Origin of the sequence: Pseudomonas sp. BNK-44-b (assembly GCF_047456245.1) — a bacterium.
Classification (GTDB): Bacteria; Pseudomonadota; Gammaproteobacteria; order Pseudomonadales; family Pseudomonadaceae; genus Aquipseudomonas; species Aquipseudomonas machongensis.
In genome coordinates, this window is record NZ_CP179908.1 from 4,846,207 (window position 1) to 4,869,147 (window position 22,941).

The following is a 22,941-nucleotide window of genomic DNA, read 5'->3' on the forward strand; positions in this document are numbered from 1 at the left end:
CCGGCATGAACACAACCCAGTCTGCAGACAAACAAAAACGCCCCCGGCCTTTCGACCGGGGGCGTTTTCATTCAGCCTGAGCTAACTCAGTTCTTGGCTTTCTTGGCAGCGCGGGTACGCTCGCCTTCGTCCAGGATCTTCTTGCGCAGACGGATCGACTTCGGCGTCACTTCGCACAGCTCGTCGTCCTGGATGAATTCCAGGGCCTGCTCGAGGGTGTGGCGAACCGGCGGAACCAGGGCGATGACTTCGTCTTTGCCCGAAGCACGCATGTTGTCGAGCTTCTTGCCTTTGGTCGGGTTCACGCCCAGGTCGTTGTCACGGCTATTCAGACCGATGATCTGGCCGTTGTAGATCTCCTGGCCGTGCTCGACGAACAGCTTGCCGCGCGCCTGCAGGGTTTCCAGCGAGTAGGTCAGGGCCTTGCCGGTCTCGACCGAAACCAGAACACCGTTCAGACGGCCGGACATCTGGCCCGACTTCATGGTGTCGTAGCGATCGAAGATCGAGGTCAGGATGCCTGCACCGTTGGTCAGGGTCAGGAACTGGTTACGGAAACCGATCAGACCACGGGCCGGGATGTTGTATTCCAGGCGCACACGGCCCTTGCCATCCGGGACCATGTTGGTCAGGTCGCCCTTACGCAGGCCCATCTCTTCCATGACCTTGCCCTGGGATTCCTCAGGGATGTCGATGGTGACGTTCTCGAACGGTTCCTGCTTCACGCCATCCACTTCACGGATGATCACTTCAGGACGGCCTACAGCCATCTCGAAGCCTTCGCGGCGCATGGTTTCGATCAGAACCGACAGGTGCAGCTCACCACGGCCCGATACCTTGAACTTGTCAGGGGAGTCGGTTTCCTGAACGCGCAGGGCTACGTTGTACAGCAGCTCCTTGTCCAGACGGTCCTTGATGTTGCGGCTGGTGACGAACTTGCCTTCTTTACCGCAGAACGGCGAGTCGTTGACCTGGAAGGTCATCGAAACGGTTGGTTCGTCGACGGTCAGCGGCTTCATCGCCTCTACCGCGTCCGGGGCGCACAGGGTGTCGGAGATGAACAGCTCGTCGAAACCGCTGATGCAGACGATGTCGCCAGCCTGGGCTTCTTCGACGTCGACGCGGTGCAGGCCGTGGTGGCCCATCAGCTTGAGGATACGACCGTTGCGCTTCTTGCCGTCGGTGTCGATGGCGACAACCGGAGTGTTCGGCTTGACGCGACCACGGGCGATACGGCCAACGCCGATAACACCGAGGAAGCTGTTGTAGTCCAGAGCGGAGATCTGCATCTGGAACGGACCTTCACGGTCAACGTTCGGCGCAGGTACGTTGTCGACGATCGACTGGTACAGCGCGGTCATGTCCTCACCCATTTCGGTGTGGTCCAGACCGGCGATGCCGTTCAGGGCCGAAGCGTAGACGACTTTGAAGTCCAGCTGTTCGTCGGTGGCACCGAGATTGTCGAACAGGTCGAAGATCTGGTCCAGAACCCAGTCAGGACGCGCGCCCGGACGGTCGACCTTGTTGATCACGACGATTGGCTTGAGGCCGGCTTCGAAGGCTTTCTTGGTTACGAAGCGGGTTTGCGGCATCGGGCCGTCCTGGGCGTCGACCAGCAGCAGCACCGAGTCGACCATCGACATTACACGCTCAACCTCGCCACCGAAGTCGGCGTGGCCGGGGGTGTCGACGATGTTGATGTGGTAGCCGTTCCAGTTGATGGCGGTGTTCTTCGCCAGAATGGTAATGCCGCGCTCTTTTTCCTGGTCGTTGGAGTCCATGACGCGCTCGTCGTTGAGCTCGTTACGCTCCAGGGTGCCGGACTGGCGCAGGAGTTTGTCGACCAGGGTGGTTTTACCATGGTCAACGTGGGCGATGATGGCGATGTTACGCAGATTTTCGATCACAACTGTATCTCGTGCAGAGGATTCGGTTTGCCGCCAGTCTAGGCGGCCAATATGAAGGTAAAAGGCTCAGCGGGCCCGCAGGTCGGGAGGGCGATGGCGGATGCTGCCGCCATACAGCCCTGGCGTCTTATGCCGGACGATAAACACGCACATTGGCATGTCCCTCACTGAGCAGGTGGTGTGCGTGCAGACGGCTCATCACACCCTTGTCGCAATAAAGCAGGTACTGCCGGTTGGCATCGAGCTGCTTGAACTTGCTGTTGATCGCGTAGAACGGCAGTGCCTGGACCTCGACGCCGTCGATCTGCAGCGGTTCGTCTTCCTGGGCGTCAGGGTGACGGATGTCGATGACGATCTGACCTGGCAGCGCCTCGGCCACTTCCTCGATATCGATATCCTTGCCCAACTCGTCGATCACGTGGTCGATGGAGATCAGCTTGGCGCGTTCCAGGGCGCGCTCGAGCACCGCCATGTCGAACTGCTTCTCTTCATGCTCCATGCGGTGGCGCTTGGCATGGGTGGTCGGGTTCACCGAGATCACGCCGCAGTACTCGGGCATGTGCTTGGCGAAATCGGCGGTGCCGATCTGGTAGGCGGTATCGATGATGTCCTGCTTGTGGCTGGCCAGCAGCGGACGCAGCACCAGCTTGTCGGTGGCCGAGTCGATGATCGCAAGGTTGGGCAGGGTCTGGCTGGAAACCTGGGAGATCGCCTCGCCGGTGACCAGGGCGTCGATTTCCAGGCGATCGGCCATGCGCGCCGCGGCACGCAGCATCATGCGCTTGAGCGTCACGCCCATATAGCTGTTGTCGACCTTGCCGAGAATCTCGCCGACCACTTCTTCGAACGGCACGCTGATGAACAGCACGCGCTGGCTGCTGCCGTATTTCTTCCACAGGTAGTGCGCGACTTCCATCACGCCCAGCTCGTGGGCACGGCCACCGAGGTTGAAGAAGCAGAAGTGGGTCATCAGGCCGCGGCGCATCATCTGGTAGGCCGCCACGGTGGAGTCGAAGCCACCGGACATCAGCACCAGCGTCTGCTCCAGCGCACCCAGCGGATAACCGCCGATGCCGTTGTGCTGGTTGTGGATGACGTACAGGCGCTGGTCCCGGATTTCGATGCGCACCATCACTTCGGGGGTCTTCAGGTCGATGCCGGCGGCGCCGCACTGCTGGCGCAGCTGGCTGCCGACGTAGCGGTCGACGTCCATCGAGGTGAAGTCGTGGTGGCCGCCGCGCTTGCAGCGTACGGCGAAGCGCTTGCCGGCCAGCAGGTGGCCGAAGTGCTGCCTGCACTTGTCGACGATGTCGTCGAAGTCGCCCAGCGGATACTCCTGCACCTGCAGGAAGTGGGTGATCCCTGGGGTGCAGGTCAGGCGTTCGATCATCTCGCGCTGGACTTTCTCGTCGTCGATGCGGGTGACCACCTCGAGATTATCCCAGACACCATCGACCACGAGCTCCGGATCCAGATCCTTGAGCACGTTGCGGATGTTCTTGCCGAGCTGGCGGATGAAGCGCTTGCGCACCGGCCGGCTCTTGATGGTGATCTCTGGGAAGACTTTGACGATAAGTTTCATTGGGTTAACAGCGCGCCCGGGGCCTGCCGAAAATGAGGGGCGCGAATTATAGCGGAAATGGCTCGAGGTTTGAGCAACTTTTGATCAGAGGTTTGTTCGAGGGGCTTTCAGGTGGGATTGATAGCGCTTGCAAAGGCCATTTCGCGGGCAAGCCCGCTCCCACAGGATCTGCGCCACCGGCAACCCCGTGGGAGCGGGCTTGCCCGCGAAGAGGCCCTCAAAGAACGCATCACGCATAAATAAGCGCACCAAAATGAAGCATTGGCGCGAGGGAATGCCTTTTATGAGTGCACTACCCCACTCACTTCCCTCGCCAAACACCCGCAAACGCCTATTTTCATGGCGCCCTCGCCATTTTCGGGCACTGGCATGCAATTTGCTCCCTTGTGATGCAGGTAAGCTTGGCCGACTATCCGCGCCCGGCGACACCCTTTTTCCAGGGCAGCGGCCAAGCGCACCCTAGACCATCCGGAGGACAACATGTCGAAGTCGGTTCAACTCATCAAAGATCATGACGTCAAGTGGATTGATCTGCGTTTCACGGACACCAAAGGCAAACAGCACCACGTCACCATGCCGGCTCGCGATGCGCTGGATGAAGACTTCTTCGAAGCTGGCAAGATGTTCGACGGCTCCTCCATCGAGGGCTGGAAAGGCATCGAAGCTTCCGACATGATCCTGCTGCCGGACGACTCGTCCGCCGTGCTCGACCCGTTCACCGAAGAGCCGACCCTGATCCTGGTCTGCGACGTGATCGAGCCGTCCACCATGCAAGGCTACGACCGCGACCCACGCGCCATCGCCAAGCGTGCCGAAGAGTTCCTGAAGAGCACCGGCATCGGCGACACCGTATTCGTCGGCCCAGAGCCTGAGTTCTTCATCTTCGACCAGGTGAAGTTCAAGTCGGACATCTCCGGCTCGATGTTCAAGATCTACTCCGAGCAAGGCTCCTGGATGACCGACCAGGACGTCGAAGGCGGCAACAAGGGCCACCGCCCTGCCGTCAAAGGCGGCTACTTCCCGGTTCCGCCGTGCGACCACGACCACGAAATCCGTACCGCCATGTGCAACGCCATGGAAGAAATGGGCCTGGTCATCGAAGTTCACCACCACGAAGTGGCGACTGCCGGCCAGAACGAGATCGGTGTGAAGTTCAACACCCTGGTCACCAAGGCTGACGAAGTCCAGACCCTGAAGTACTGCGTGCACAACGTTGCCGACGCCTATGGCAAGACCGCAACCTTCATGCCGAAGCCACTGTACGGCGACAACGGCTCGGGCATGCACGTTCACATGTCGATCTCCAAGGACGGCAAGAACACCTTCTCCGGCGAAGGCTATGCCGGCCTGTCCGACACCGCCCTGTACTTCATCGGCGGTATCATCAAGCACGGTAAGGCCCTGAACGGCTTCACCAACCCGGCTACCAACTCCTACAAGCGTCTGGTACCAGGCTTCGAAGCTCCGGTCATGCTGGCCTACTCGGCTCGTAACCGCTCGGCCTCGATCCGTATCCCTTACGTTTCCAGCCCGAAAGCCCGCCGCATCGAAGCGCGCTTCCCGGACCCGGCTGCCAACCCGTACCTGTGCTTCGCTGCACTGCTGATGGCCGGCCTGGATGGTATCCAGAACAAGATCCACCCAGGCGATGCCGCCGACAAGAACCTGTACGACCTGCCGCCTGAAGAGGCCAAAGAGATCCCACAGGTTTGCGGTAGCCTGAAAGAAGCCCTGGAAGAGCTGGACAAGGGCCGTGCGTTCCTGACCAAGGGCGGCGTGTTCTCCGACGACTTCATCGATGCCTACATCGAGCTGAAGTCCGAAGAAGAGATCAAGGTCCGTACCTTCGTTCACCCGCTGGAATACGACCTGTACTACAGCGTTTGATGTGCGCGGCGCCTGCGCCGTGACCGTCTAGAGAACGGCCTCCTTCGGGAGGCCGTTTGCGTTTTCACATCCAGGATTTACAGAACCTTCCTACTAGAAGGTTAGTTGAATTACTGCGAGACTCAGAGGCTCCAACCCCATGGAGACTCCCATGCGTCGTTCATTTATCACCTTCTCCTGCATCGCAGGACTGTCCGCTTGCGTGAATGCCAACGAGCCCCGCTCCCCCTTCGATCCCCTGCTCGACAGCATCGAACAGCGACTGGAAATCGCCCAGGCTGTAGCACTGCATAAATGGGATCGCCACCAACCGGTTCAAGACAGCCCACGTGAGCAACAGGTACTGGCCAAGGTCGGCCAGGCAGCCAGTGCACATCGATTGAGCGCCGACCGTGCCGAACAGTTCTTTGCCGATCAGATAGAAGCCAACAAGCTCAGGCAGTACCACCTGCTCAACCAGTGGCACCTGCAACATCAAGCGCCTGATATTGCGCGCCAGGACCTCGCCAGCGAAATACGCCCCATACTGGATCAGCTCCAAGACCGATTGCTCGATGCACTGGCCGAGTTCGACCAACAACGTCCGCAGCGCTGCAGCGAAGCCTTGGCTGAAGCGCTTGCATCGAGGACTACAGATGCCCCACGTCGCCTGTTCCTGATCAGGGCGACCGCCAACCTGTGCCAACGCCCCTGACGCTCTATGCTCTATATTGGTGCACAAAACCGCTGAACGCCCCGCAATGCACCCCAAATTAGGTCAGGAGAAACGGTAAACCAGGCTTTTCTGAGCCGATTTTGCGCATATCCAGCGCTTTATCGGGCAATTCCGCTTCTTTTCGGAGCCTTGGTTTGTTTCTTGCATTTTCAGGCTATCAGCGGATTACCAGCGTGCCCGCCCCTGGTCGAGCCAGGGGCGCCATGTGCCAGAACAGCGCCAAAAGAGGTCAACCACGCACCATGACCATCAGCGATGCACAGCACCGTCTGCTCCTGGACAACCTGACCACTGCCACCTTGCTGCTCAACAGCGACCTGCGCCTTGAGTACATGAACCCGGCAGCGGAAATGCTCCTGGCCGTCAGCGGCCAGCGCAGCCATGGCCAGTTCATCAGTGAGCTGTTCACCGAATCGACCGAGGCGCTCAATTCCCTGCGCCAGGCCGTGGAACAGGCGCACCCGTTCACCAAGCGCGAAGCCCAACTGACTTCGTTGACCGGCCAGAGCATCACCGTCGACTACGCCGTGACGCCGATCCTGCACCAGGGCAACACCCTGCTGCTGCTCGAAGTCCACCCGCGCGACCGCCTGCTGCGCATCACCAAGGAAGAGGCGCAACTGAGCAAGCAGGAAACCACCAAGATGCTGGTGCGCGGCCTCGCCCACGAGATCAAGAACCCGCTCGGCGGCATCCGTGGCGCAGCGCAGTTGCTGGCCCGCGAGCTGCCCGAAGACGGTCTGCGCGACTACACCAACGTCATCATCGAAGAAGCCGACCGCCTGCGAAACCTGGTCGACCGCATGCTTGGCTCGAACAAGCTGCCGTCGCTGTCGATGACCAACGTGCACGAAGTGCTCGAACGTGTCTGCAGCCTGGTGGAGGCCGAAAGCCAGGGCGGCATCACCCTGGTGCGCGATTACGACCCGAGCCTGCCGGACGTGCTGATCGACCGCGAGCAGATGATCCAGGCCGTACTCAATATCGTGCGCAACGCCATGCAGGCGATCAGTGGGCAGAACGAACTGCGCCTGGGCCGCATCACCCTGCGCACCCGCGCGGTGCGCCAGTTCACCATCGGCCATGTGCGCCACAGGCTGGTGGCACGGGTCGAAATCATCGACAACGGCCCCGGCATTCCCGCGGAACTGCAGGACACCCTCTTCTATCCCATGGTCAGCGGGCGCCCGGACGGTACCGGGCTCGGGCTGGCCATTACCCAGAACATCATCAGCCAGCATCAGGGCCTGATCGAGTGTGAAAGCCATGCCGGCCATACCACCTTCTCGATCTTCCTGCCCCTGGAACAAGGAGCCACAGCCCCATGAGCCGTAGTGAAACCGTGTGGATCGTCGACGATGATCGTTCCATCCGCTGGGTCCTGGAAAAAGCCCTGCAACAAGAGGGCATGACCACCCAGAGCTTCGACAGTGCCGACGGGGTCATGGGTCGCCTGGCCCGGCAGCAGCCGGACGTGATCATCTCCGACATCCGCATGCCTGGCGCCAGCGGCCTGGACCTGCTCGCGCAGATTCGCGAACAGCACCCGCGCCTGCCGGTGATCATCATGACCGCCCACTCGGACCTGGACAGTGCGGTGGCGTCCTACCAAGGGGGCGCCTTCGAGTACCTGCCCAAGCCGTTCGACGTCGATGAGGCGGTGTCGCTGGTCAAGCGCGCCAACCAGCACGCCCAGGAACAGCAGGCGCTCGAAGCGCCGCCCGTACTCGCCCGCACGCCCGAGATCATCGGCGAGGCACCGGCGATGCAGGAGGTGTTTCGCGCCATCGGCCGGCTGAGCCATTCCAACATCACCGTGCTGATCAACGGCGAGTCCGGCACCGGCAAGGAACTGGTCGCCCACGCCCTGCACCGCCACAGCCCGCGTGCGGCTTCGCCGTTCATCGCGCTGAACATGGCGGCGATCCCCAAGGACCTGATGGAGTCCGAGCTGTTCGGCCACGAGAAAGGCGCCTTCACCGGTGCGGCCAACCAGCGGCGCGGACGCTTCGAGCAGGCTGACGGCGGCACCTTGTTCCTCGACGAGATCGGCGACATGCCTGCCGACACCCAGACCCGCCTGCTGCGCGTGCTGGCCGATGGCGAGTTCTATCGGGTCGGTGGCCATGTACCGGTGAAGGTGGACGTACGCATCATCGCCGCGACCCACCAGAACCTGGAATCGCTGGTACAGGCCGGCAAGTTCCGTGAAGACCTGTTCCATCGCCTCAACGTGATCCGCATCCACATCCCGCGCCTGGCTGACCGGCGCGAGGACATCCCGGCCCTCGCCCGCCACTTCCTGGGCCGTGCGGCGCGGGAGCTGGCGGTCGAGCCCAAGCTGCTGAAGCCGGAAACCGAGGAGTTCATGCGCAACCTGCCTTGGCCTGGCAACGTACGTCAGCTGGAGAACACCTGCCGCTGGATCACGGTGATGGCCTCGAGCCGCGAAGTGCTGATCGGCGACCTGCCGCCAGAGCTGCTCAACCTGCCGCACGATGCCGCACCGGTCACCAACTGGGAGCAGGCACTGCGCCAGTGGGCCGACCAGGCCCTGGCGCGCGGGCAGTCGAACCTGCTCGACAGCGCCGTGCCGAGCTTCGAACGGATCATGATCGAGACCGCGCTCAAGCACACCGCCGGACGCCGCCGCGATGCCGCAGTGCTGCTGGGATGGGGGCGCAACACCCTGACGCGCAAGATCAAGGAGCTGGGGATGAAGGTCGATGGCGGGGATGACGATGAGGGTGAGGATCACTGACGACTGACGCGTCGCGCTGCGCTCAACCGATCAAAAGCAAGCCCCGCTCCTGTAGGAGCGGGGCTTGCCCGCGAACACGGGCGTAGCCCGTGCCATGCACCGCGGTGTCTTTTTCGCGGGCAAGCCCGCTCCCACATTACCCTTCCAGCCCTCCCCTGCACCGATCCTGTGCCACTTGCACCTCGGCAAGGCACAAATCCCTTGAATCCTCGCAAAACCGCCCTGAAAACCCAGTATTTCCGGGCCTTTCAAAACTGGCACGCCCCCTGCAATAGGTACTGTATCTCCAGTTTCGGGGGCCTCGGTACAGGCAGGCCGGGATATCCCCTCTTTTATTCGCAACACCGCCCGTTTCGGGGACCTCGGTACAGGCAGGCCGGGACTCCCTCTTTTATTCGCAACATCGCCCGTTTTGGGGACCTTGGTACAGGCAGGCCGAGACATCCCCTCTTTTATTCGTGCAGCCTCACCTGCACCCGCCAGCGCCCAGCGTCCTCTGCAGCGGCCCACGTACCGCTCAGGGGACGCGCGGCCACCACCGTCAGCACCAGCCCTTCCTCGCTCTGCTGCAAACGCCAGCCCACCGGCTTGCCCTGCAGGCTCAACTGTCCACGCTGGGCCTTGCCCTCGGCCTGGAACACCACGGCCACCGTACCCTCGACGTTCTCGCCATGCAGCCTGGGCTCTGCGTTGAACCACAGGTCGAGGCCGTCCTGAACCGCCTCAACGCGCTCGAGCACACGTTCTTCGGGGGTAGTCAGGCGACCGATCATCAGCCCTACCATCACGCCGACGATCGCCATCGACAGCAACACCCGTGGCCAAGCCTTCGAACGCGGGTCCGGTTCGAGGGTAGAATGCTCGTCATCTTCGTGCCTGGAGCCGTGCATGTTTCACGTCATCCTCTTTCAACCAGAAATTCCGCCGAACACCGGCAATATCATCCGCCTCTGCGCCAACAGCGGCTGCGACCTGCACTTGATCGAGCCGATCGGCTTCGAGCTGGACGACAAGCGCCTGCGTCGTGCGGGGCTGGATTATCACGAGTATGCCACGCTCAAGCGCCACGAGAGCCTCGAAGCATGCCTGCAAAGCCTGGGGCAACCGCGCTTGTTCGCCTTCACCACCAAGGCCTCGCACCCCTTCCATGAAGTGGCCTACCAGCCAGGCGATGCCTTCCTGTTCGGCCCTGAGAGCCGCGGCCTGCCCGCCGAGGTGCTGGACAGCCTGCCCGCCGAGCAACGCCTGCGCCTACCGATGCGCCCCGGATGCCGCAGCCTGAACCTGTCCAATACCGTGGCCGTCACGGTATACGAGGCCTGGCGCCAGCAAGGCTTCGCCTGAGCAGGACCGCGATTCGCCGCCCATGAAAAAGGCCGCGTCCCTCACAGGACGCGGCCTTTTCATTTACGCGGTGCGGATCAGTTATCCAGCGCCACCTGCCCGGCAGCACCGCGCTTGCGGTGCAGCAGGAGGCCCGCCGCCACCACGGCGATGCTCAGCAAGGCCGTCGCGATGATCTCGATCCGGTGATCTTCACGCAGCGCCATCACCACCAGCACAGCGACGATGAAGGCGATGGTCGCCCAGGTCAGCCCCGGGAACAGCCACATCTTGAACGAGATCTTCTCGCCGCGCGCTTCACGCTGGGCACGCATGCGCAGCTGGGAAACGGCGATCACCAGGTACACCAGCAGCGCAATGGCGCCGGAGCTGGCCAGCAGGAACTCGAACACCTGGGCCGGGGCGACGAAGTTGGCGAACACGCACAGGAAGGCCGCAGCGGTCGACAGCATGACCGCCCAGTGCGGGGTGCCCGCCTTGGTGGTGCGCTGGGCCACGGCGGGTGCGTCGCCACGCTTGCTGAGGGAGAACAGCATGCGCGAAGAGGTGTACAGCGCCGAGTTCAGGCAGCTGGTCACCGCGATCAGCACGACGATGTCGACGATCAGCTTGGCATTGGGCACGCCGATCAGGCTCAGCACGGTCTGGTAGGAGCCTTTTTCCGCAAGGGTCGGATCGTTCCACGGCACCATGGCCACGACCAGGAAGATCGACACCAGGTAGAACAGGCAGATGCGCCAGATCACCGAGTTGGTCGCACGGCTGATCTGCTTGCCCGGGTCCTTCGACTCGGCGGCCGCGATGGTGACGATTTCAGTGCCCATGAACGAGAACATGGTGGTCAGCATGGCTGCCAGCACTGCCCCCAGGCCATTGGGCATGAAGCCCTGGGTATCGAACAGGTGGCTGACACCGCTGACCTGACTGCCCGGCACCATGCCGAACATGGCCGCGCAGCCGACGACGATGAAGGCGATGATCGCCAGCACTTTAAGCAGGGCGAACCAGAACTCGAACTCGCCGTAGTTCTTCACGCTGAACAGGTTGGTGATGGTCAGTGCCAGGGTGATGACCAGCGAGAACGCCCACAGGTCGACGGCCGGGAACCAGGCATGCAGGATCGCTGCAGCGGCGTTGGCCTCCAGTGGGATCACCAGCACCCAGAACCACCAGTACAGCCAGCCGATGGTGAAACCGGCCCAGCGCCCGATGGCGCGGTCGGCGTAGGTCGAGAACGAACCGGTGTCGGGCGAGGCGACGGCCATTTCGCCGAGCATGCGCATCACCAGCACCACGAGGGTACCGGCAGCGGCATAGGCGAGCAGGACCGCCGGGCCGGCTGCGGCGATGGCGTGGCCGGAGCCGACGAACAGACCGGCGCCGATGACGCCAGCAATGGATAGCATGGTGACATGCCGTTGTTTGAGCCCCTGAGCGAGGTCATTGGAATTGTGCTTACCGCTCATAAAACTACCTTTGTAAGGAGTGGACCACCCGATTGCTGATAACGAAGCGCGCCAGGGGTTGATTTAGACGCCTTGGCAATCGGCGCTTTCCAGCTGGCAATAAGTGCGCCAGCGCGGAAAATCATTCGTCTGAATAATGTCTCAGTCCCGAATGGCGGGGCCTTGCGGGCATTTGGCCAGGGTTTGACCGAATGCCCATCCAGGCCTGCGGGCCAAGTGTGCATTACTGAAATACCCACTTACAAATGCACCAAAGGTAGTCCTTGGTAACACCTTTGCACCGATCAGAGGCACAAAAGGTGCAACCTTGGCGTGCAACCTTGAGTCGGTGGTGTGGCCTTCGCGGGCAAGCCCGCTCCTACGGTTTGGGCGGGGGCGCACCACCGAACAAAAGCAAAACTCCTTCCCTCCCCCGCCCAAAACTGGCACCATCGCGCCTTTTTTCATCAAGGCTCCGGTGCCAAGCGCAACGCATTGCGGACATCCGCGCGACGTTGCACTGCAGCGATGCGACAAACTGTCCCGCCAACGACCCGAGCCCGCTGCGACCCGGTTGGCCGCCATTACGCCGCTATGCTAGCGTTGCGCTCGCCAGGAAGGCCGCCAACAGCTGGGAACGCACCCGAACACATGAGGACCGCACATGGCCCAGGCCACGCCCGCGCTGGAAATCCGCAATCTGCACAAACGCTACGGCGATCAGGAAATTCTCAAGGGCATTTCGCTGACCGCGCGCGACGGTGACGTGATCTCGATCCTCGGTTCGTCCGGTTCCGGCAAGTCCACCCTGCTGCGCTGCATCAACCTGCTCGAAAACCCGCACCAGGGTGAAATCCTCGTCGCCGGCGAAGCGCTCAAGCTCAAGCCCACCAAGACCGGCGACCTGATCGCCGCCGACAACCGCCAGATCAACCGTCTGCGCAGCGAAATCGGCTTCGTCTTCCAGAATTTCAACCTGTGGCCGCACATGTCGATCCTCGACAACATCATCGAGGCGCCGCGCCGCGTGCTCGGCCAGAGCAAGGCCGAGGCCATCGAAGCGGCCGAGGCGCTGCTCAACAAGGTCGGCATCTACGACAAGCGTCACAGCTATCCCGCCCAGCTTTCCGGTGGCCAGCAGCAGCGCGCCGCCATCGCCCGCACCCTGGCCATGAAGCCCAAGGTCATCCTGTTCGACGAGCCGACTTCGGCGCTCGATCCGGAAATGGTCCAGGAAGTGCTTAACGTTATCCGCGCACTGGCCGACGAAGGCCGTACCATGCTGCTGGTAACGCACGAGATGAACTTTGCCCGCCAGGTGTCCAGTGAAGTGGTCTTCCTGCACCAGGGCCTCGTGGAAGAGCAAGGATCGCCGCAACAGGTCTTCGAAAACCCGACCTCGGCGCGTTGCAAGCAATTCATGTCCAGCCACCGCTAAACGGAGCAACACATGCAGACCTACAAGAAATTCCTCCTGGCCGCTGCCGCCACGCTGGTGATGTCGGCCAACGCCCTGGCCGCGGAAAAACTGCGCATGGGTATCGAGGCGGCCTACCCGCCGTTCAACAACAAGGATGCCAGCGGTAACGTGGTCGGCTTCGACAAGGACATCGGCGACGCCCTGTGCGCCAAGATGAAAGTCGAGTGCTCGGTCGTGACCTCCGACTGGGACGGCATCATCCCCGCCCTGAACGCCAAGAAGTTCGACTTCCTGGTGTCGTCGCTGTCGATCACCGATGAGCGCAAGCAGGCCGTGGACTTCACCGACCCCTACTACTCCAACAAGCTGCAGTTCATCGCGCCGAAGAACGCTGACTTCAAGACCGACAAGGCTTCGCTCAAGGGCAAGACCATCGGCACCCAGCGCGCCACCCTGGCCGGCACCTGGCTGGAAGACCACTACGGCAGCGATGTCGACGTGAAGCTCTACGACACCCAGGAAAACGCCTACCTGGACCTGATCGCCGGCCGCATCGACGGCATCCTGGCCGACAAGTACGTGCAGTACGAGTGGCTCAAGAGCAAGGACGGCCAGAACTACGAGTTCAAGGGCGACCCGGTGGAAGAGAGCGACAAGATCGGTATCGCCGTGCGTAAAGGCGACCCTCTGCGTGAGAAGCTGAACGCTGCTCTGAAGGAAATCATCGCCGACGGCACGTACAAGAAGATCAACGACAAGTACTTCCCGTTCAGCATCTACTGATACGCCCCGACTGGCACCGCCGCTGCGCGGTGCCGGTCCCTTGAACGCACCCTGCCCATGAATATCGACCTGCACGGATTCGGTCCGGCCATGTTGGCTGGCACCCTGATGACCGTAAAACTGGCGCTCTGTGCCTTGCTGCTGGGGCTGGTCCTTGGACTGCTCGGCGCGCTGGCCAAGACCTCGCCCATCAAGCCACTGCAATGGCTTGGCGGCACCTACTCGACCCTGGTTCGCGGCGTGCCCGAACTGCTGTGGGTCCTGCTGATCTATTTCGGCACCGTCGGGCTGATGAGCAGCCTCGGCGATGCCCTGAACATGCCCGGCCTCGAGCTCAGCGCCTTCGCCGCCGGCGTGATCGCCCTGGGCCTGTGCTTCGGTGCCTACGCCACGGAAGTGTTCCGCGGCGCGATCCTGGCGATCCCCAAGGGCCACCGTGAAGCGGGCCTGGCACTGGGGCTGTCGAAGGGGCGCATCCTCTCGCGGATCATCCTGCCGCAGATGTGGCGCGTGGCCCTGCCGGGCCTGGGCAACCTGTTCATGATCCTGATGAAGGACACGGCGCTGGTGTCGGTGATCGGCCTCGAAGAAATCATGCGCCACGCGCAGATCGGCGTGACCGTGACCAAGGAACCGTTCACCTTCTACGCCGTCGCCGCGTGCATCTACCTGTGCCTGACCATCGTCGCCATGACCGGCATGCACTTCCTTGAAAAACGCGCCGCTCGCGGCTTCATGAGGGCCGCGCAATGAACTGGGAAGTCATCATCAAGTGGCTGCCACGCCTGGCCCAGGGCGCGACCCTGACCCTGGAGCTGGTGGCCATCGCGGTGATCGCCGGGCTGATCCTGGCCATCCCGCTGGGCATCGCCCGCTCCTCGCGCCACTGGTACGTACGCGCCCTGCCCTACGGCTACATCTTCTTCTTCCGCGGCACGCCGCTGCTGGTGCAATTGTTCTTGGTGTACTACGGCCTGGCGCAGTTCGACCTGGTGCGCAGCAGCTCGCTGTGGCCGTACCTGCGCGATCCGTTCTGGTGCACCGTACTGACCATGACTCTGCACACCGCCGCCTACATCGCCGAGATCCTGCGCGGTGCGCTGCAGGCGATACCCAAGGGCGAGATCGAGGCGGCGCGCGCGCTGGGCATGTCGCGGGGCAAGGCGCTGTTCTACATCATGCTGCCGCGCGCCGCGCGCATCGGCCTGCCGGCCTACAGCAACGAAGTGATCCTGATGCTCAAGGCCAGCGCCCTGGCCAGCACCGTGACCCTGCTGGAACTGACCGGCATGGCGCGCACGATCATCGCCCGCACCTACCTGCCGGTGGAGATCTTCTTTGCCGCGGGCGTGTTCTACCTGTTGATTTCGTTCGTCCTGGTGCAGGGCTTCAAGCTGCTCGAGCGCTGGTTGCGCGTCGACGCCTGCCAGGGGCGGTGAGCTGAAACCGAGCTGACCTTTTCGCGGGCAAGTCCGCTACCACAGCTGCCCTGCATGATTGGAGGGTTGTTGTAGGAGCGGGCTTGCCCGCGAAGGCCTCACCACCGACCACCCTCCATGCCCCCGACCCCATTCCTCCACCCCGACCAGCTGAGCGCCCGCTTCCAGGCCCTGGACCAGTTCCTGCTCCAGCACGAATCCCTGTGGAAACCCCGGCCCTTTACCGCCCTGCACCTGGAATGGGAATCCCGCTATCCCGAGCTCGCCCACTGGTTGCGCAACCGCACCCTGGAACAGGCCGAAGCCGCCGAGCATCACCTCGAACACTTGCCGGCCCCCGCGCCCTTCCCGCAGCTCGCGCAGCAAGCCCTGCAACTGTCGAACGTCGGCGAACTGCCCCAGGCGCCACTGCCGCCGGGCGGCCACCGCCTGAACGTCCACGTCCCCGGCCGCAAGTGGCAGCAGATCGAAGCCTTTGGCAGCCACCTGAGCTTCAGCCAGCCCACCCACCACTGGCTGGACTGGTGCTCCGGCAAGGGCCACCTGGGCCGTCGCCTGCTGCAACCCGGCCAGCAGCTCACCTGCCTGGAATATGACGCCGCACTGGTCAGCGCCGGCCAAACCCTCAGCGACCATCACCACCTGCGCGCCAGCCACGTGCAGCAGGACGTGATGGCCAGCGACAGCGCCCATCACCTGGACGGCAACAAGAGCGTGGTCGCCCTGCACGCCTGCGGCGACCTGCACGTGCGCCTGCTGCAACTGGCCAGCGCCCGAGGCTGCCGGCAGATCGCCGTCGCCCCATGCTGTTACAACCGCATCCAGGCCGAGCACTACCAGGCCCTGTCGGGCCCCGCGCAAGCCTCGCAGTTGCACCTGAGCATCACCGACCTGGGCCTGCCGCTGAGCGAAGCCGTCACCTCCAGCGCCCGCACCCGTCGCCAGCGCGACACCTCGATGGCCCGCCGCCTGGGCTTCGACCTGCTGCAACGCCAGCAACGACAGACCGACGAGTACCTGCCCACGCCCTCGTTGCCCACGGCCTGGCTGGAAAAATCCTTCGAAGACTACTGCCGCGACCTTGCCGCATTGCGCGAAGTACCCCTGAGCGGCAACCCCGACTGGGCCGCCCTGGAGGCCGCTGGCTGGCAACGACTGGCGCAAGTGCGCAACCTCGAACTGCTGCGCAACCTGTTCCGTCGCCCGCTGGAGCTGTGGTTGGTACTCGATCGTGCGCTGTTTCTTCAGGAAAACGGCTACAACGTGCGCCTGGGTGTGTTCTGCGACTACCCACTGACACCCCGCAACCTGCTGCTGCTGGGCGAGCGAAACTAGCCGGACAACCTGTGGATAAGTCTGTGAACAAGCTTGTGATGAAATTCACGGTTTATTGGATCCACTGGCTATTTCACACGCTTCGCTTATTTCCTTCAGTAAGCGAACACCAGCAAAAACAGGCCTTTGCGCAAAGACCAACGGCGCAGCGCTTCGGCATGCCTTTCGCGCAGCGCTTGCATGCCGGTTGTGCATAAGCCAAATCCCGGATCCGACGCAAGCCCCTGGTAGCAACTCTTTTTGTTCAGAATCTAAAGGCCTGCCTAAACCCTGTAGGAGCAACTGTCTTGCTCAAAATCTAAAGGTCAGCCCAATCCCCTGTGGGAGTAACTGTCTTGCTCAAAATCTAAAGACCAGCCCATCTCTGTGGGAGCGGGCTTGTCCCGCGAACACGGGCGTAGCCCGTGCCAGGCAGCGCGGTGTCTTTTTCGCGGACAAACCCGCTCCCACACCAGGTTCAAGTTCCCACTGCGGCAAAGCGTCGCAAAAGTCATTACAGCAAAATAAATTATTGTATTACGATAATTTATCAAGAATAATCCGCCCCGTTCATCACTGTACGGAGGCACCCCATGAACAGTAGATCCGTCGCCTATGCGCGCTCCCGATTGCGCACCATCGGCGCCCTGGCCGCCCTTCTGGCCTGGACCACCGCTGCCGTCGAGTTCGGCGGCACGCCGCTGCTCTGGCTGCTCGACTACCCCACCATGGTTTCCGCCTACCTGCAGGCCTACGGCGACCAGATGCCGCTGCTCCTGGCCGAAGGCTACCAACCGTCCCACCTGGCGATCGGCCTGGTGTTCTTCCTCGACCTGATTCCCACCGCCATCTCGGCATTCGCCCTGCTGCTGACCGGCATCTTCTTCATGCGCCTGTCCAAGGGCCAGACCTGGACCCTGCCCAACATCCGCCTGCTCTGGTGGGTCGGCCTGCTGTGCATCGGCTCGCCGCTGCTCTGGTCGCTGATCGGCACCTTCGAGGGCCTGGCACTGGCCATCGACCTGCCTGCTGGCGAAAGGAGCTTCAGCGTGTCGATCGGTGTATCATCCGAGGCTGTCTACGAGATCATGAAAGGCATTCTGCTCTGCGCCTTCTCGCTGCTCATGCGTGACGCCAAGACCATCAGCGATGAACACAACTGTTATGTCTAGCCGCCCCTTATGCCGATAATCATCCGCCTCGACGTCGTCATGGCCCGGAACAAGATCCGTTCCAAGGACCTGGCGGAAATCATCGGCATAACGGAAGCGAACCTGTCGCTGCTGAAGAACGGCAAGATCAAGGGCTTCAAGATCGAGACCCTCGAGAAGCTGTGTCGCGCGCTGAACTGCCAACCCGGCGACCTGCTGGAGTTCAGCGAGGAATGATCAAGGACTGCAACACCCATGTATTTGCCCCACAAAGGTTTACTCGCCGTACTGCTGGCCACCTGGCTGATCAGCGGCTGCGGCCCGAGTTACACGTATAGGTATTCGCCACCGCCCAGCGCGCATGGCATGAACTGCATCAACAGCTGCTCGAGCGAGCGCAGGCATTGCCAGCAACTGGAGCGTCTGGAACAAAACAGCCAGCGCGCCCTGTACCAAGCCGAAATGCGTGCCTACCAGTACTGCAAGACCGGCAAGAGCAAGAAGGAAGCGCGTCACAACTGCTACCAGCCGAGCTACCCATTCGGCAGCTCATCCGGCTACAGTTGCGGCCGCGATTACGACAGCTGCTACATGGCCTGCGGTGGCACCATCCAGCGCATTCGCAACCCAGATTGATAGATGAACGGATTTCGACACGTGAAATACACCACGCCTTTCACCCTTCTGGCCCTTGGCCTGGCCCTGAGCGGCTGCTCCAGCAGTAGCAGCAGCTACACCCCAAGGACTTCGAACCTGGACTGGGAAACCCCCGGGATGCAGCTCGGCGGCGACCGCGGCCTGCCCCTGCGAGTGGACGACCGCTGCCGCAAGCGCGGTTGCGACAACCACAAGCTGTTTTTCAACCCCGCAGAGCCTGAACCGAGCGTCAACACCATCCACCGCGGCTGGTAGGATTTTCTCCTTTTGGGGCGGTGACTTAGGCGATTTCGCGTTGAATGCAAGGAAGTGGTTTACAGCAGCCAACCGATCGCTATAATGACGCCCCTGTGCCGGTATAGCTCAGATGGTAGAGCAACTGACTTGTAATCAGTAGGTCCCGGGTTCGATTCCTGGTGCCGGCACCATTCAAGGTTCCATAGAAAGCTTTCAAAATCTCTGGAACTCCCGAAAAACCCGCCTTTTGGCGGGTTTTTTCGTTTTGGCGTTTCGTTGATATTCGGTCTCTGTCTGTCCAACCCAATGGCTGCAAAGGCCTGACCTTCCACGGTAGTCCACAGGCGTAGACCGGGAGTCGCAAGAGCTGTCGAGGACAGCACCCCAGGTGGCCCGAACCTTAAAGGTCACGCCGCTCCCGCGGTGGTTCACCCGCAAGTACGATCCGCGTCCGGCAGCTCGTACGGCCACTACCCATGTGATGGATGCCAACTCAATTTCGTTGCCCCTGCGGCAACCACCCTACCCATCTGCTCAGCAGCAATCTATCCGCTTGGCCATTTCGTGTGCGCCAACCTACGCCCGTCTCTTTCACCGGAAAGAGACGGGCGCTTCTAACACTGCTGCAGCCCTGATCGCACATGGCTCAGCCGCAGTTCCCCTCGTGACAATTGGCGTGACAAACGCCGATGTCACCAGCAACAGCCATGCAGATGATGGTGCCGCAGACCAAGGAATGGACTGCACCTGACTGACAGTCAGGCATGCCCCGGTCATCGCATTGCTGCGTTCACCCGACTCAGGATCTCGCGGCACTGGTCTCGTCAACCAATGCAGGCTCCACCCGCCCACCGGTAACGGTGCTCAGGAGTCCAGATAATGAGATGCCCTTGCTCCCGGACGTAAGGAGCCGCTAGTCCCGCGTTAGAGGACATCCCCACAGGTCGCAGGGGCCTTGATCCCTGATAACACTCAGCATTCTTGGCGGGATGACGTGGGGCGAGGATAGGAGAACGGTAGATGAGGTGACTGACATGGCATTGGTAGGCAGACGCGATGGTCGTAATTTCGGTTATGGCAGGCAATTGAGCTACGCAGGGCCGCAGGCGCTTAAGGACATGTTCGGCGGTGGCCATTACGGCACGGTCAAGGCGCACTGTGATCGGTGGCAGGCATTCGTGAAATGGTGCCGCTCAGAACAGGGGCCGGGTATCAATGATGCGCGGCAGATTGATCGGAAGGTGTTGGCAAACTATGCGGCGTATCTAAGCGACGTGGTTAGGCGCGGTGACCTTGCTGTCAGCACCGCACAAAACCGCCTATCCAGCGTTAACAGGACCATGGCGGCTCTTCGCGGTGATCAGCATGTGAAACTGCCAAGTCCGAGCAAGGCGTTGGGTATGCTGCGCACCAGGGTTCGCCAGTCTGTGCCACAGGGCCAGGACCGCGAACAGGTGAAGCAGATCGTCGATGCGCTTTGCAGCCAAAATCTGCTCCGAGCCGCCGCGATCGTTCTGTTGGCGCGAACCACCGGCATGCGCTTGCGTGAAGCCATATTGGCTGACCTGCCACGGCTAAGCCGTGAGGCTAACGACCTAGGCAGGATCAACATCCAGGATGGCACCAAAGGCGGCCGCGCCGGCGCCTCAGCACCACGATGGATTACGGTGGACCACCATGTTCAAGACGCACTTGGGTTTGCACGGCGGATGTCGCCTGCGAGTAGCCGCAACCTGATTGCGCCAGACGAAAGCTATCTGAATGTTCTGCAGGAAATCATCCGCCCAGCGCGGGACGTCCTGGATGCACACAAGCTCAAAGGCTTCCATGAGCTACGAGCGGCGTATGCATGTGAACGCTTTCAGCAAGTCACGAAACACCCTGCGCCTATCAACGGCGGCCAACGTTGCCTGGCAGACAGGAACCTTGATCGTGAGACCCGGAGGCAAATCAGCTATGAACTGGGGCACGGTCGGATCGATGTGGTCGCCGCGTATATTGGTGGGCGGTGATGAGCAAGCCATTCGATATGGAGTTGTTCTTAGCTGGAGCCCTTACGGGATCGCAAGCGACACAGCAACGTCATCTGCGGCAGGCGAAAATCATCCAGGCTAAGATTGCAGATCGCTGGCAGCGAGCATCCCCTTGGGCATGGCAGCGAAAGCATTTGGTATGGTTTCTTGAACATAATCTCGCCGACCGCAATGAATCGACAAGGTATTACTATCTGCTTACTGTACGCTTGCTTGTTAGGCGCCTAAAAAAACCTGGAGTTTCGGTACTTGAGTGGCACCAGCTCGTCATATTTAAGACCGACCGTCATCAAACAAGCATGAAAAGGCTTGAAAGATAGGCTAGCTAGACATTGTGTATTGCGCCAACTATGGCTATTCTTACATAGTCTGAGAACCGATCGGCTAAGTAAATTGAAGCATAGTTAAGGCAATAATCACTTTACAACACATTGCCAATTACCACGCCCTCTGACAGCCTGAACTCACCATATAACAATCCATATTGTACGCGCCAACGCAGTACACCATATCTATTTAGAGCTGGAATCTATGAGTTTCGATATTGACCTAACATCTTTGCTGGCCGGCGTTTCACTTACCGCTGTTGGCGGCTGGATTGCATCATTCATCGCCTTTCGAAAAGACGAGCGTGCAGTTCAGCTTGAGCAAATCACAAAAGAGCGGACGAAATGGCGGGACAGTATGCGCGAACTATGCGAAGAAATCGCCAAAACTTATATTGAAAACCGGTTGAATGCAATTCCCGCAAAGGTGGCTTCGCTGAGGGCACGTCTTGCAACGTCCATAAATCCTAGGGACGAAAGCCGCGACGGAGCAATATTGGCCTACTATGACCGCTTGTTTTCTGGCGAGTCCGATGACTTCAATGGGTTCTCCCATCGTATTGCACTACTCCTCAAGCATGATTGGGAGAGGGTCAAGTGGGAGTGTACTCCACTTTACGTAAAGCCGTTCAAACGCTTCACTAGAAAGCAACGCAAGTGGCGCCAAGTAAATTATCGCGAAACCAAGCCTACGCCAAGCACTGACAGCCACAAGGTCAACAAGCCAGAAGAAGAAAGCACATCTCAAGGCGAGCACTTCTTGCACCGTCTAATCGACGTGCAACCAAAAGATGTAACGCTAAAGTTTGTATTTGACAACATCAAAAATTACGGCATTGCTGCAAGCATCATGGTTGCCGGTTTTTATTTGATTGAACATGGATCACAACTAAATAGATTTCCCGGCGCGGGAATTACGTTCGGCACTCTCTTGCTATTAACAGGTTTAAGTTTGCAGGCACTGAATTTATGCCAAGCCATCTGGGCACTTGTGAAAATGAAGATGCGTATCATCCCGTACTTTATCTTGAGTGCCATCATGTTTCTGGGCACATCGGAATTACTATGGGTGTTAATCCAACAGTACATGCACAAAGTCTAGCCCATCACTCCACCTGATTGATCAAAGCCCACACAAGGCGACTAAATCAAATGTGGAATTGGCTCTATACCTACAGCGGCTAGCAATTAGTTATTGCCATTGCATGTGATGTTATTAGTCTATTGTAGGCCCGAACAGGTGAATCAATCCGACTTTATAGCTTTTGGCAGTTTCCTAGCCATGAATTTATTAAATTTATCACTCAAAACAAAAACGTACTCGCAGATTGCCTCAGCAAAATCCAGTAAATCTTTAGCATCTTCTTTCGATATTTTTTCGGCTGAAGCGTGCGCTCCAATATTTCTGTGCTTTCGAAGTTCGTCACTCCACTTATAGAGCCTCTCATCAATTACACCTTTTGCTTTAAGTTCGTCCAGCCCTTTTGCAAGTGTCCTGCCAGATGTATTGTGATGCTTACACACTGCCTCTAACGTTCGCCCGCTCATCACTACCGATGCGCTGTAGGCTCTTGCTTTATAGCAGAGCCTCGCTTCAACTAGCGAGTTACGTGCGATATCGGGAATGCTCCAGTCAATATGACTATCCTGCTGAGGCCACAATCTTACTACATCTGACCACTCATGCTTTTCCCAACTTACTTGTATGAGATCTGCGCCTCCAAGCAGTGAGTTATTACAAACTGGACACTGAAGGAGAACAACTTTGAATGGAAACGGATCTTCAGTAGGGTCATAAGATTCATGCTCGCCTTTATGAACCCCATCGACCTTTGACTCGCAATATGAGCATTCAATAATCATAAATTATACCTAACAATTTCGCCAATATAGAGCCAACAAATTCGTGAGCACTTAAAGAGCGCAGCAAATCAGTGCTG

Annotated in this window: 22 protein-coding genes, 1 tRNA gene and 1 pseudogene; 19 read left to right on the forward strand and 5 right to left on the reverse strand. The window is 60.1% G+C overall.

The annotated features are described in order from the left end of the window. Positions 1 to 86: 86 nt before the first annotated feature. Positions 87 to 1,907 (reverse strand): translational GTPase TypA, encoded by a 1,821-nt coding sequence (gene typA / locus ACMGGG_RS22030; RefSeq protein WP_054895282.1) that lies wholly within the window; start codon positions 1,905 to 1,907, stop codon positions 87 to 89. A 127-nt stretch (positions 1,908 to 2,034) separates the two neighbouring features. Continuing rightward, positions 2,035 to 3,489 carry a tRNA uracil 4-sulfurtransferase ThiI gene (gene thiI, locus ACMGGG_RS22035; protein WP_153774283.1) on the reverse strand — a complete coding sequence of 485 codons (1,455 nt, stop codon included), beginning with the start codon at positions 3,487 to 3,489 and terminating at the stop codon, positions 2,035 to 2,037. A 480-nt stretch (positions 3,490 to 3,969) separates the two neighbouring features. Between thiI and glnA the strand changes: the two genes are divergently transcribed. From glnA to ntrC, 4 genes are all read left to right on the forward strand, one after another. After that, a complete protein-coding gene (gene glnA, locus ACMGGG_RS22040) occupies positions 3,970 to 5,376 on the forward strand; it encodes a glutamate--ammonia ligase (protein ID WP_063541420.1) in 1,407 nt (468 codons plus the stop codon). Positions 5,377 to 5,527: 151 nt separating this feature from the next. Beyond that, positions 5,528 to 6,070: a chorismate mutase gene (locus ACMGGG_RS22045; protein ID WP_414154425.1), complete on the forward strand. Its 543-nt coding sequence runs from the start codon at positions 5,528 to 5,530 to the stop codon at positions 6,068 to 6,070. Between the two features lie 263 nt (positions 6,071 to 6,333). Continuing rightward, positions 6,334 to 7,419 (forward strand): nitrogen regulation protein NR(II), encoded by a 1,086-nt coding sequence (gene glnL / locus ACMGGG_RS22050; RefSeq protein ID WP_063541424.1) that lies wholly within the window; start codon positions 6,334 to 6,336, stop codon positions 7,417 to 7,419. Continuing rightward, the gene (gene ntrC, locus ACMGGG_RS22055) at positions 7,416 to 8,852 is read left to right on the forward strand and encodes a nitrogen regulation protein NR(I) (protein ID WP_063541426.1); all 1,437 of its coding nucleotides are present in this window, start codon (positions 7,416 to 7,418) and stop codon (positions 8,850 to 8,852) included. The genes glnL and ntrC overlap by 4 nt, the downstream gene beginning before the upstream one ends. Before the next feature lie 452 nt (positions 8,853 to 9,304). On the opposite strand, the gene ACMGGG_RS22060 is transcribed toward ntrC, so the two are convergent. Then, a complete protein-coding gene (locus ACMGGG_RS22060) occupies positions 9,305 to 9,742 on the reverse strand; it encodes a hypothetical protein (protein ID WP_063541428.1) in 438 nt (145 codons plus the stop codon). Here ACMGGG_RS22060 and trmL point away from each other — a divergent pair. Next, entirely contained in the window at positions 9,741 to 10,196 is a 456-nt protein-coding gene (gene trmL / locus ACMGGG_RS22065) for a tRNA (uridine(34)/cytosine(34)/5-carboxymethylaminomethyluridine(34)-2'-O)-methyltransferase TrmL (protein ID WP_112899365.1), read from the forward strand. The two genes, ACMGGG_RS22060 and trmL, sit on opposite strands and share 2 nt — an antisense overlap. Before the next feature lie 77 nt (positions 10,197 to 10,273). Here the strand turns inward: trmL and gabP are convergent, their stop codons facing one another. Then, positions 10,274 to 11,662: a GABA permease gene (gene gabP / locus ACMGGG_RS22070; protein WP_054895290.1), complete on the reverse strand. Its 1,389-nt coding sequence runs from the start codon at positions 11,660 to 11,662 to the stop codon at positions 10,274 to 10,276. Between the two features lie 643 nt (positions 11,663 to 12,305). Here gabP and ACMGGG_RS22075 point away from each other — a divergent pair. The 14 genes and pseudogenes from ACMGGG_RS22075 (at position 12,306) to ACMGGG_RS22140 (ending at position 22,103) form a co-directional block, all read left to right on the forward strand. After that, entirely contained in the window at positions 12,306 to 13,079 is a 774-nt protein-coding gene (locus ACMGGG_RS22075) for an ABC transporter ATP-binding protein (RefSeq protein WP_063541432.1), read from the forward strand. A gap of 12 nt (positions 13,080 to 13,091) precedes the next feature. Beyond that, positions 13,092 to 13,844, forward strand: a complete 753-nt coding sequence (locus tag ACMGGG_RS22080) for an ABC transporter substrate-binding protein (RefSeq protein WP_054895292.1) — start codon at positions 13,092 to 13,094, stop codon at positions 13,842 to 13,844. Positions 13,845 to 13,901: 57 nt separating this feature from the next. Next, entirely contained in the window at positions 13,902 to 14,597 is a 696-nt protein-coding gene (locus ACMGGG_RS22085) for an ABC transporter permease (RefSeq protein WP_063541434.1), read from the forward strand. After that, positions 14,594 to 15,283, forward strand: coding sequence for an ABC transporter permease (locus tag ACMGGG_RS22090; RefSeq protein WP_125931221.1), 690 nt, complete (start codon positions 14,594 to 14,596; stop codon positions 15,281 to 15,283). The genes ACMGGG_RS22085 and ACMGGG_RS22090 overlap by 4 nt, the downstream gene beginning before the upstream one ends. 117 nt (positions 15,284 to 15,400) lie before the next feature. Then, complete coding sequence (locus ACMGGG_RS22095) at positions 15,401 to 16,618, forward strand: methyltransferase (RefSeq protein ID WP_414155889.1); 1,218 nt, start codon at positions 15,401 to 15,403, stop codon at positions 16,616 to 16,618. Positions 16,619 to 16,641: 23 nt separating this feature from the next. Beyond that, entirely contained in the window at positions 16,642 to 16,815 is a 174-nt protein-coding gene (locus ACMGGG_RS22100; RefSeq protein ID WP_414154426.1) for a hypothetical protein, read from the forward strand. Positions 16,816 to 17,190: 375 nt separating this feature from the next. Next, the gene (locus tag ACMGGG_RS22105) at positions 17,191 to 17,769 is read left to right on the forward strand and encodes a hypothetical protein (protein ID WP_054895538.1); all 579 of its coding nucleotides are present in this window, start codon (positions 17,191 to 17,193) and stop codon (positions 17,767 to 17,769) included. Positions 17,770 to 17,778: 9 nt separating this feature from the next. Continuing rightward, positions 17,779 to 17,985, forward strand: coding sequence for a helix-turn-helix domain-containing protein (locus ACMGGG_RS22110; RefSeq protein WP_043211003.1), 207 nt, complete (start codon positions 17,779 to 17,781; stop codon positions 17,983 to 17,985). Positions 17,986 to 18,003: 18 nt separating this feature from the next. Then, positions 18,004 to 18,384: a hypothetical protein gene (locus ACMGGG_RS22115; RefSeq protein WP_063541440.1), complete on the forward strand. Its 381-nt coding sequence runs from the start codon at positions 18,004 to 18,006 to the stop codon at positions 18,382 to 18,384. 21 nt (positions 18,385 to 18,405) lie between these two features. Beyond that, positions 18,406 to 18,660 (forward strand): hypothetical protein, encoded by a 255-nt coding sequence (locus tag ACMGGG_RS22120; protein ID WP_226938352.1) that lies wholly within the window; start codon positions 18,406 to 18,408, stop codon positions 18,658 to 18,660. Between the two features lie 97 nt (positions 18,661 to 18,757). Continuing rightward, positions 18,758 to 18,833 (forward strand) — tRNA-Thr (locus tag ACMGGG_RS22125). A gap of 843 nt (positions 18,834 to 19,676) precedes the next feature. Continuing rightward, positions 19,677 to 20,654, forward strand: coding sequence for an integrase domain-containing protein (locus ACMGGG_RS22130; protein ID WP_414154427.1), 978 nt, complete (start codon positions 19,677 to 19,679; stop codon positions 20,652 to 20,654). After that, positions 20,654 to 20,908, forward strand: a pseudogene (locus tag ACMGGG_RS22135) (hypothetical protein); the annotation flags it as partial. The gene ACMGGG_RS22130 and the pseudogene ACMGGG_RS22135, both read left to right, overlap by 1 nt. Before the next feature lie 298 nt (positions 20,909 to 21,206). Continuing rightward, positions 21,207 to 22,103 carry a hypothetical protein gene (locus ACMGGG_RS22140; RefSeq protein ID WP_414154428.1) on the forward strand — a complete coding sequence of 299 codons (897 nt, stop codon included), beginning with the start codon at positions 21,207 to 21,209 and terminating at the stop codon, positions 22,101 to 22,103. Between the two features lie 143 nt (positions 22,104 to 22,246). On the opposite strand, the gene ACMGGG_RS22145 is transcribed toward ACMGGG_RS22140, so the two are convergent. Beyond that, a complete protein-coding gene (locus ACMGGG_RS22145) occupies positions 22,247 to 22,864 on the reverse strand; it encodes a DUF4145 domain-containing protein (protein WP_267825294.1) in 618 nt (205 codons plus the stop codon). Positions 22,865 to 22,941: the final 77 nt, after the last annotated feature.

Bases quoted from the DNA above. Each gene is read 5' to 3' on its own strand.
- ACMGGG_RS22085 (WP_063541434.1), top strand. From the start codon at position 13,902: ATGAATATCGACCTGCACGGATTCGGTCCGGCCATGTTGGCTGGCACC.
- ntrC (WP_063541426.1), top strand. From the start codon at position 7,416: ATGAGCCGTAGTGAAACCGTGTGGATCGTCGACGATGATCGTTCCATC.
- ACMGGG_RS22075 (WP_063541432.1), top strand. From the start codon at position 12,306: ATGGCCCAGGCCACGCCCGCGCTGGAAATCCGCAATCTGCACAAACGC.
- ACMGGG_RS22105 (WP_054895538.1), top strand. From the start codon at position 17,191: ATGAACAGTAGATCCGTCGCCTATGCGCGCTCCCGATTGCGCACCATC.
- glnA (WP_063541420.1), top strand. From the start codon at position 3,970: ATGTCGAAGTCGGTTCAACTCATCAAAGATCATGACGTCAAGTGGATT.
- ACMGGG_RS22090 (WP_125931221.1), top strand. From the start codon at position 14,594: ATGAACTGGGAAGTCATCATCAAGTGGCTGCCACGCCTGGCCCAGGGC.
- ACMGGG_RS22115 (WP_063541440.1), top strand. From the start codon at position 18,004: ATGTATTTGCCCCACAAAGGTTTACTCGCCGTACTGCTGGCCACCTGG.
- thiI (WP_153774283.1), bottom strand. From the start codon at position 3,489: ATGAAACTTATCGTCAAAGTCTTCCCAGAGATCACCATCAAGAGCCGG.
- ACMGGG_RS22080 (WP_054895292.1), top strand. From the start codon at position 13,092: ATGCAGACCTACAAGAAATTCCTCCTGGCCGCTGCCGCCACGCTGGTG.
- ACMGGG_RS22140 (WP_414154428.1), top strand. From the start codon at position 21,207: ATGAGTTTCGATATTGACCTAACATCTTTGCTGGCCGGCGTTTCACTT.
- ACMGGG_RS22145 (WP_267825294.1), bottom strand. From the start codon at position 22,864: ATGATTATTGAATGCTCATATTGCGAGTCAAAGGTCGATGGGGTTCAT.
- ACMGGG_RS22095 (WP_414155889.1), top strand. From the start codon at position 15,401: ATGCCCCCGACCCCATTCCTCCACCCCGACCAGCTGAGCGCCCGCTTC.
- gabP (WP_054895290.1), bottom strand. From the start codon at position 11,662: ATGAGCGGTAAGCACAATTCCAATGACCTCGCTCAGGGGCTCAAACAA.
- glnL (WP_063541424.1), top strand. From the start codon at position 6,334: ATGACCATCAGCGATGCACAGCACCGTCTGCTCCTGGACAACCTGACC.
- trmL (WP_112899365.1), top strand. From the start codon at position 9,741: ATGTTTCACGTCATCCTCTTTCAACCAGAAATTCCGCCGAACACCGGC.
- ACMGGG_RS22110 (WP_043211003.1), top strand. From the start codon at position 17,779: ATGCCGATAATCATCCGCCTCGACGTCGTCATGGCCCGGAACAAGATC.
- ACMGGG_RS22060 (WP_063541428.1), bottom strand. From the start codon at position 9,742: ATGCACGGCTCCAGGCACGAAGATGACGAGCATTCTACCCTCGAACCG.
- ACMGGG_RS22045 (WP_414154425.1), top strand. From the start codon at position 5,528: ATGCGTCGTTCATTTATCACCTTCTCCTGCATCGCAGGACTGTCCGCT.
- ACMGGG_RS22130 (WP_414154427.1), top strand. From the start codon at position 19,677: ATGGCATTGGTAGGCAGACGCGATGGTCGTAATTTCGGTTATGGCAGG.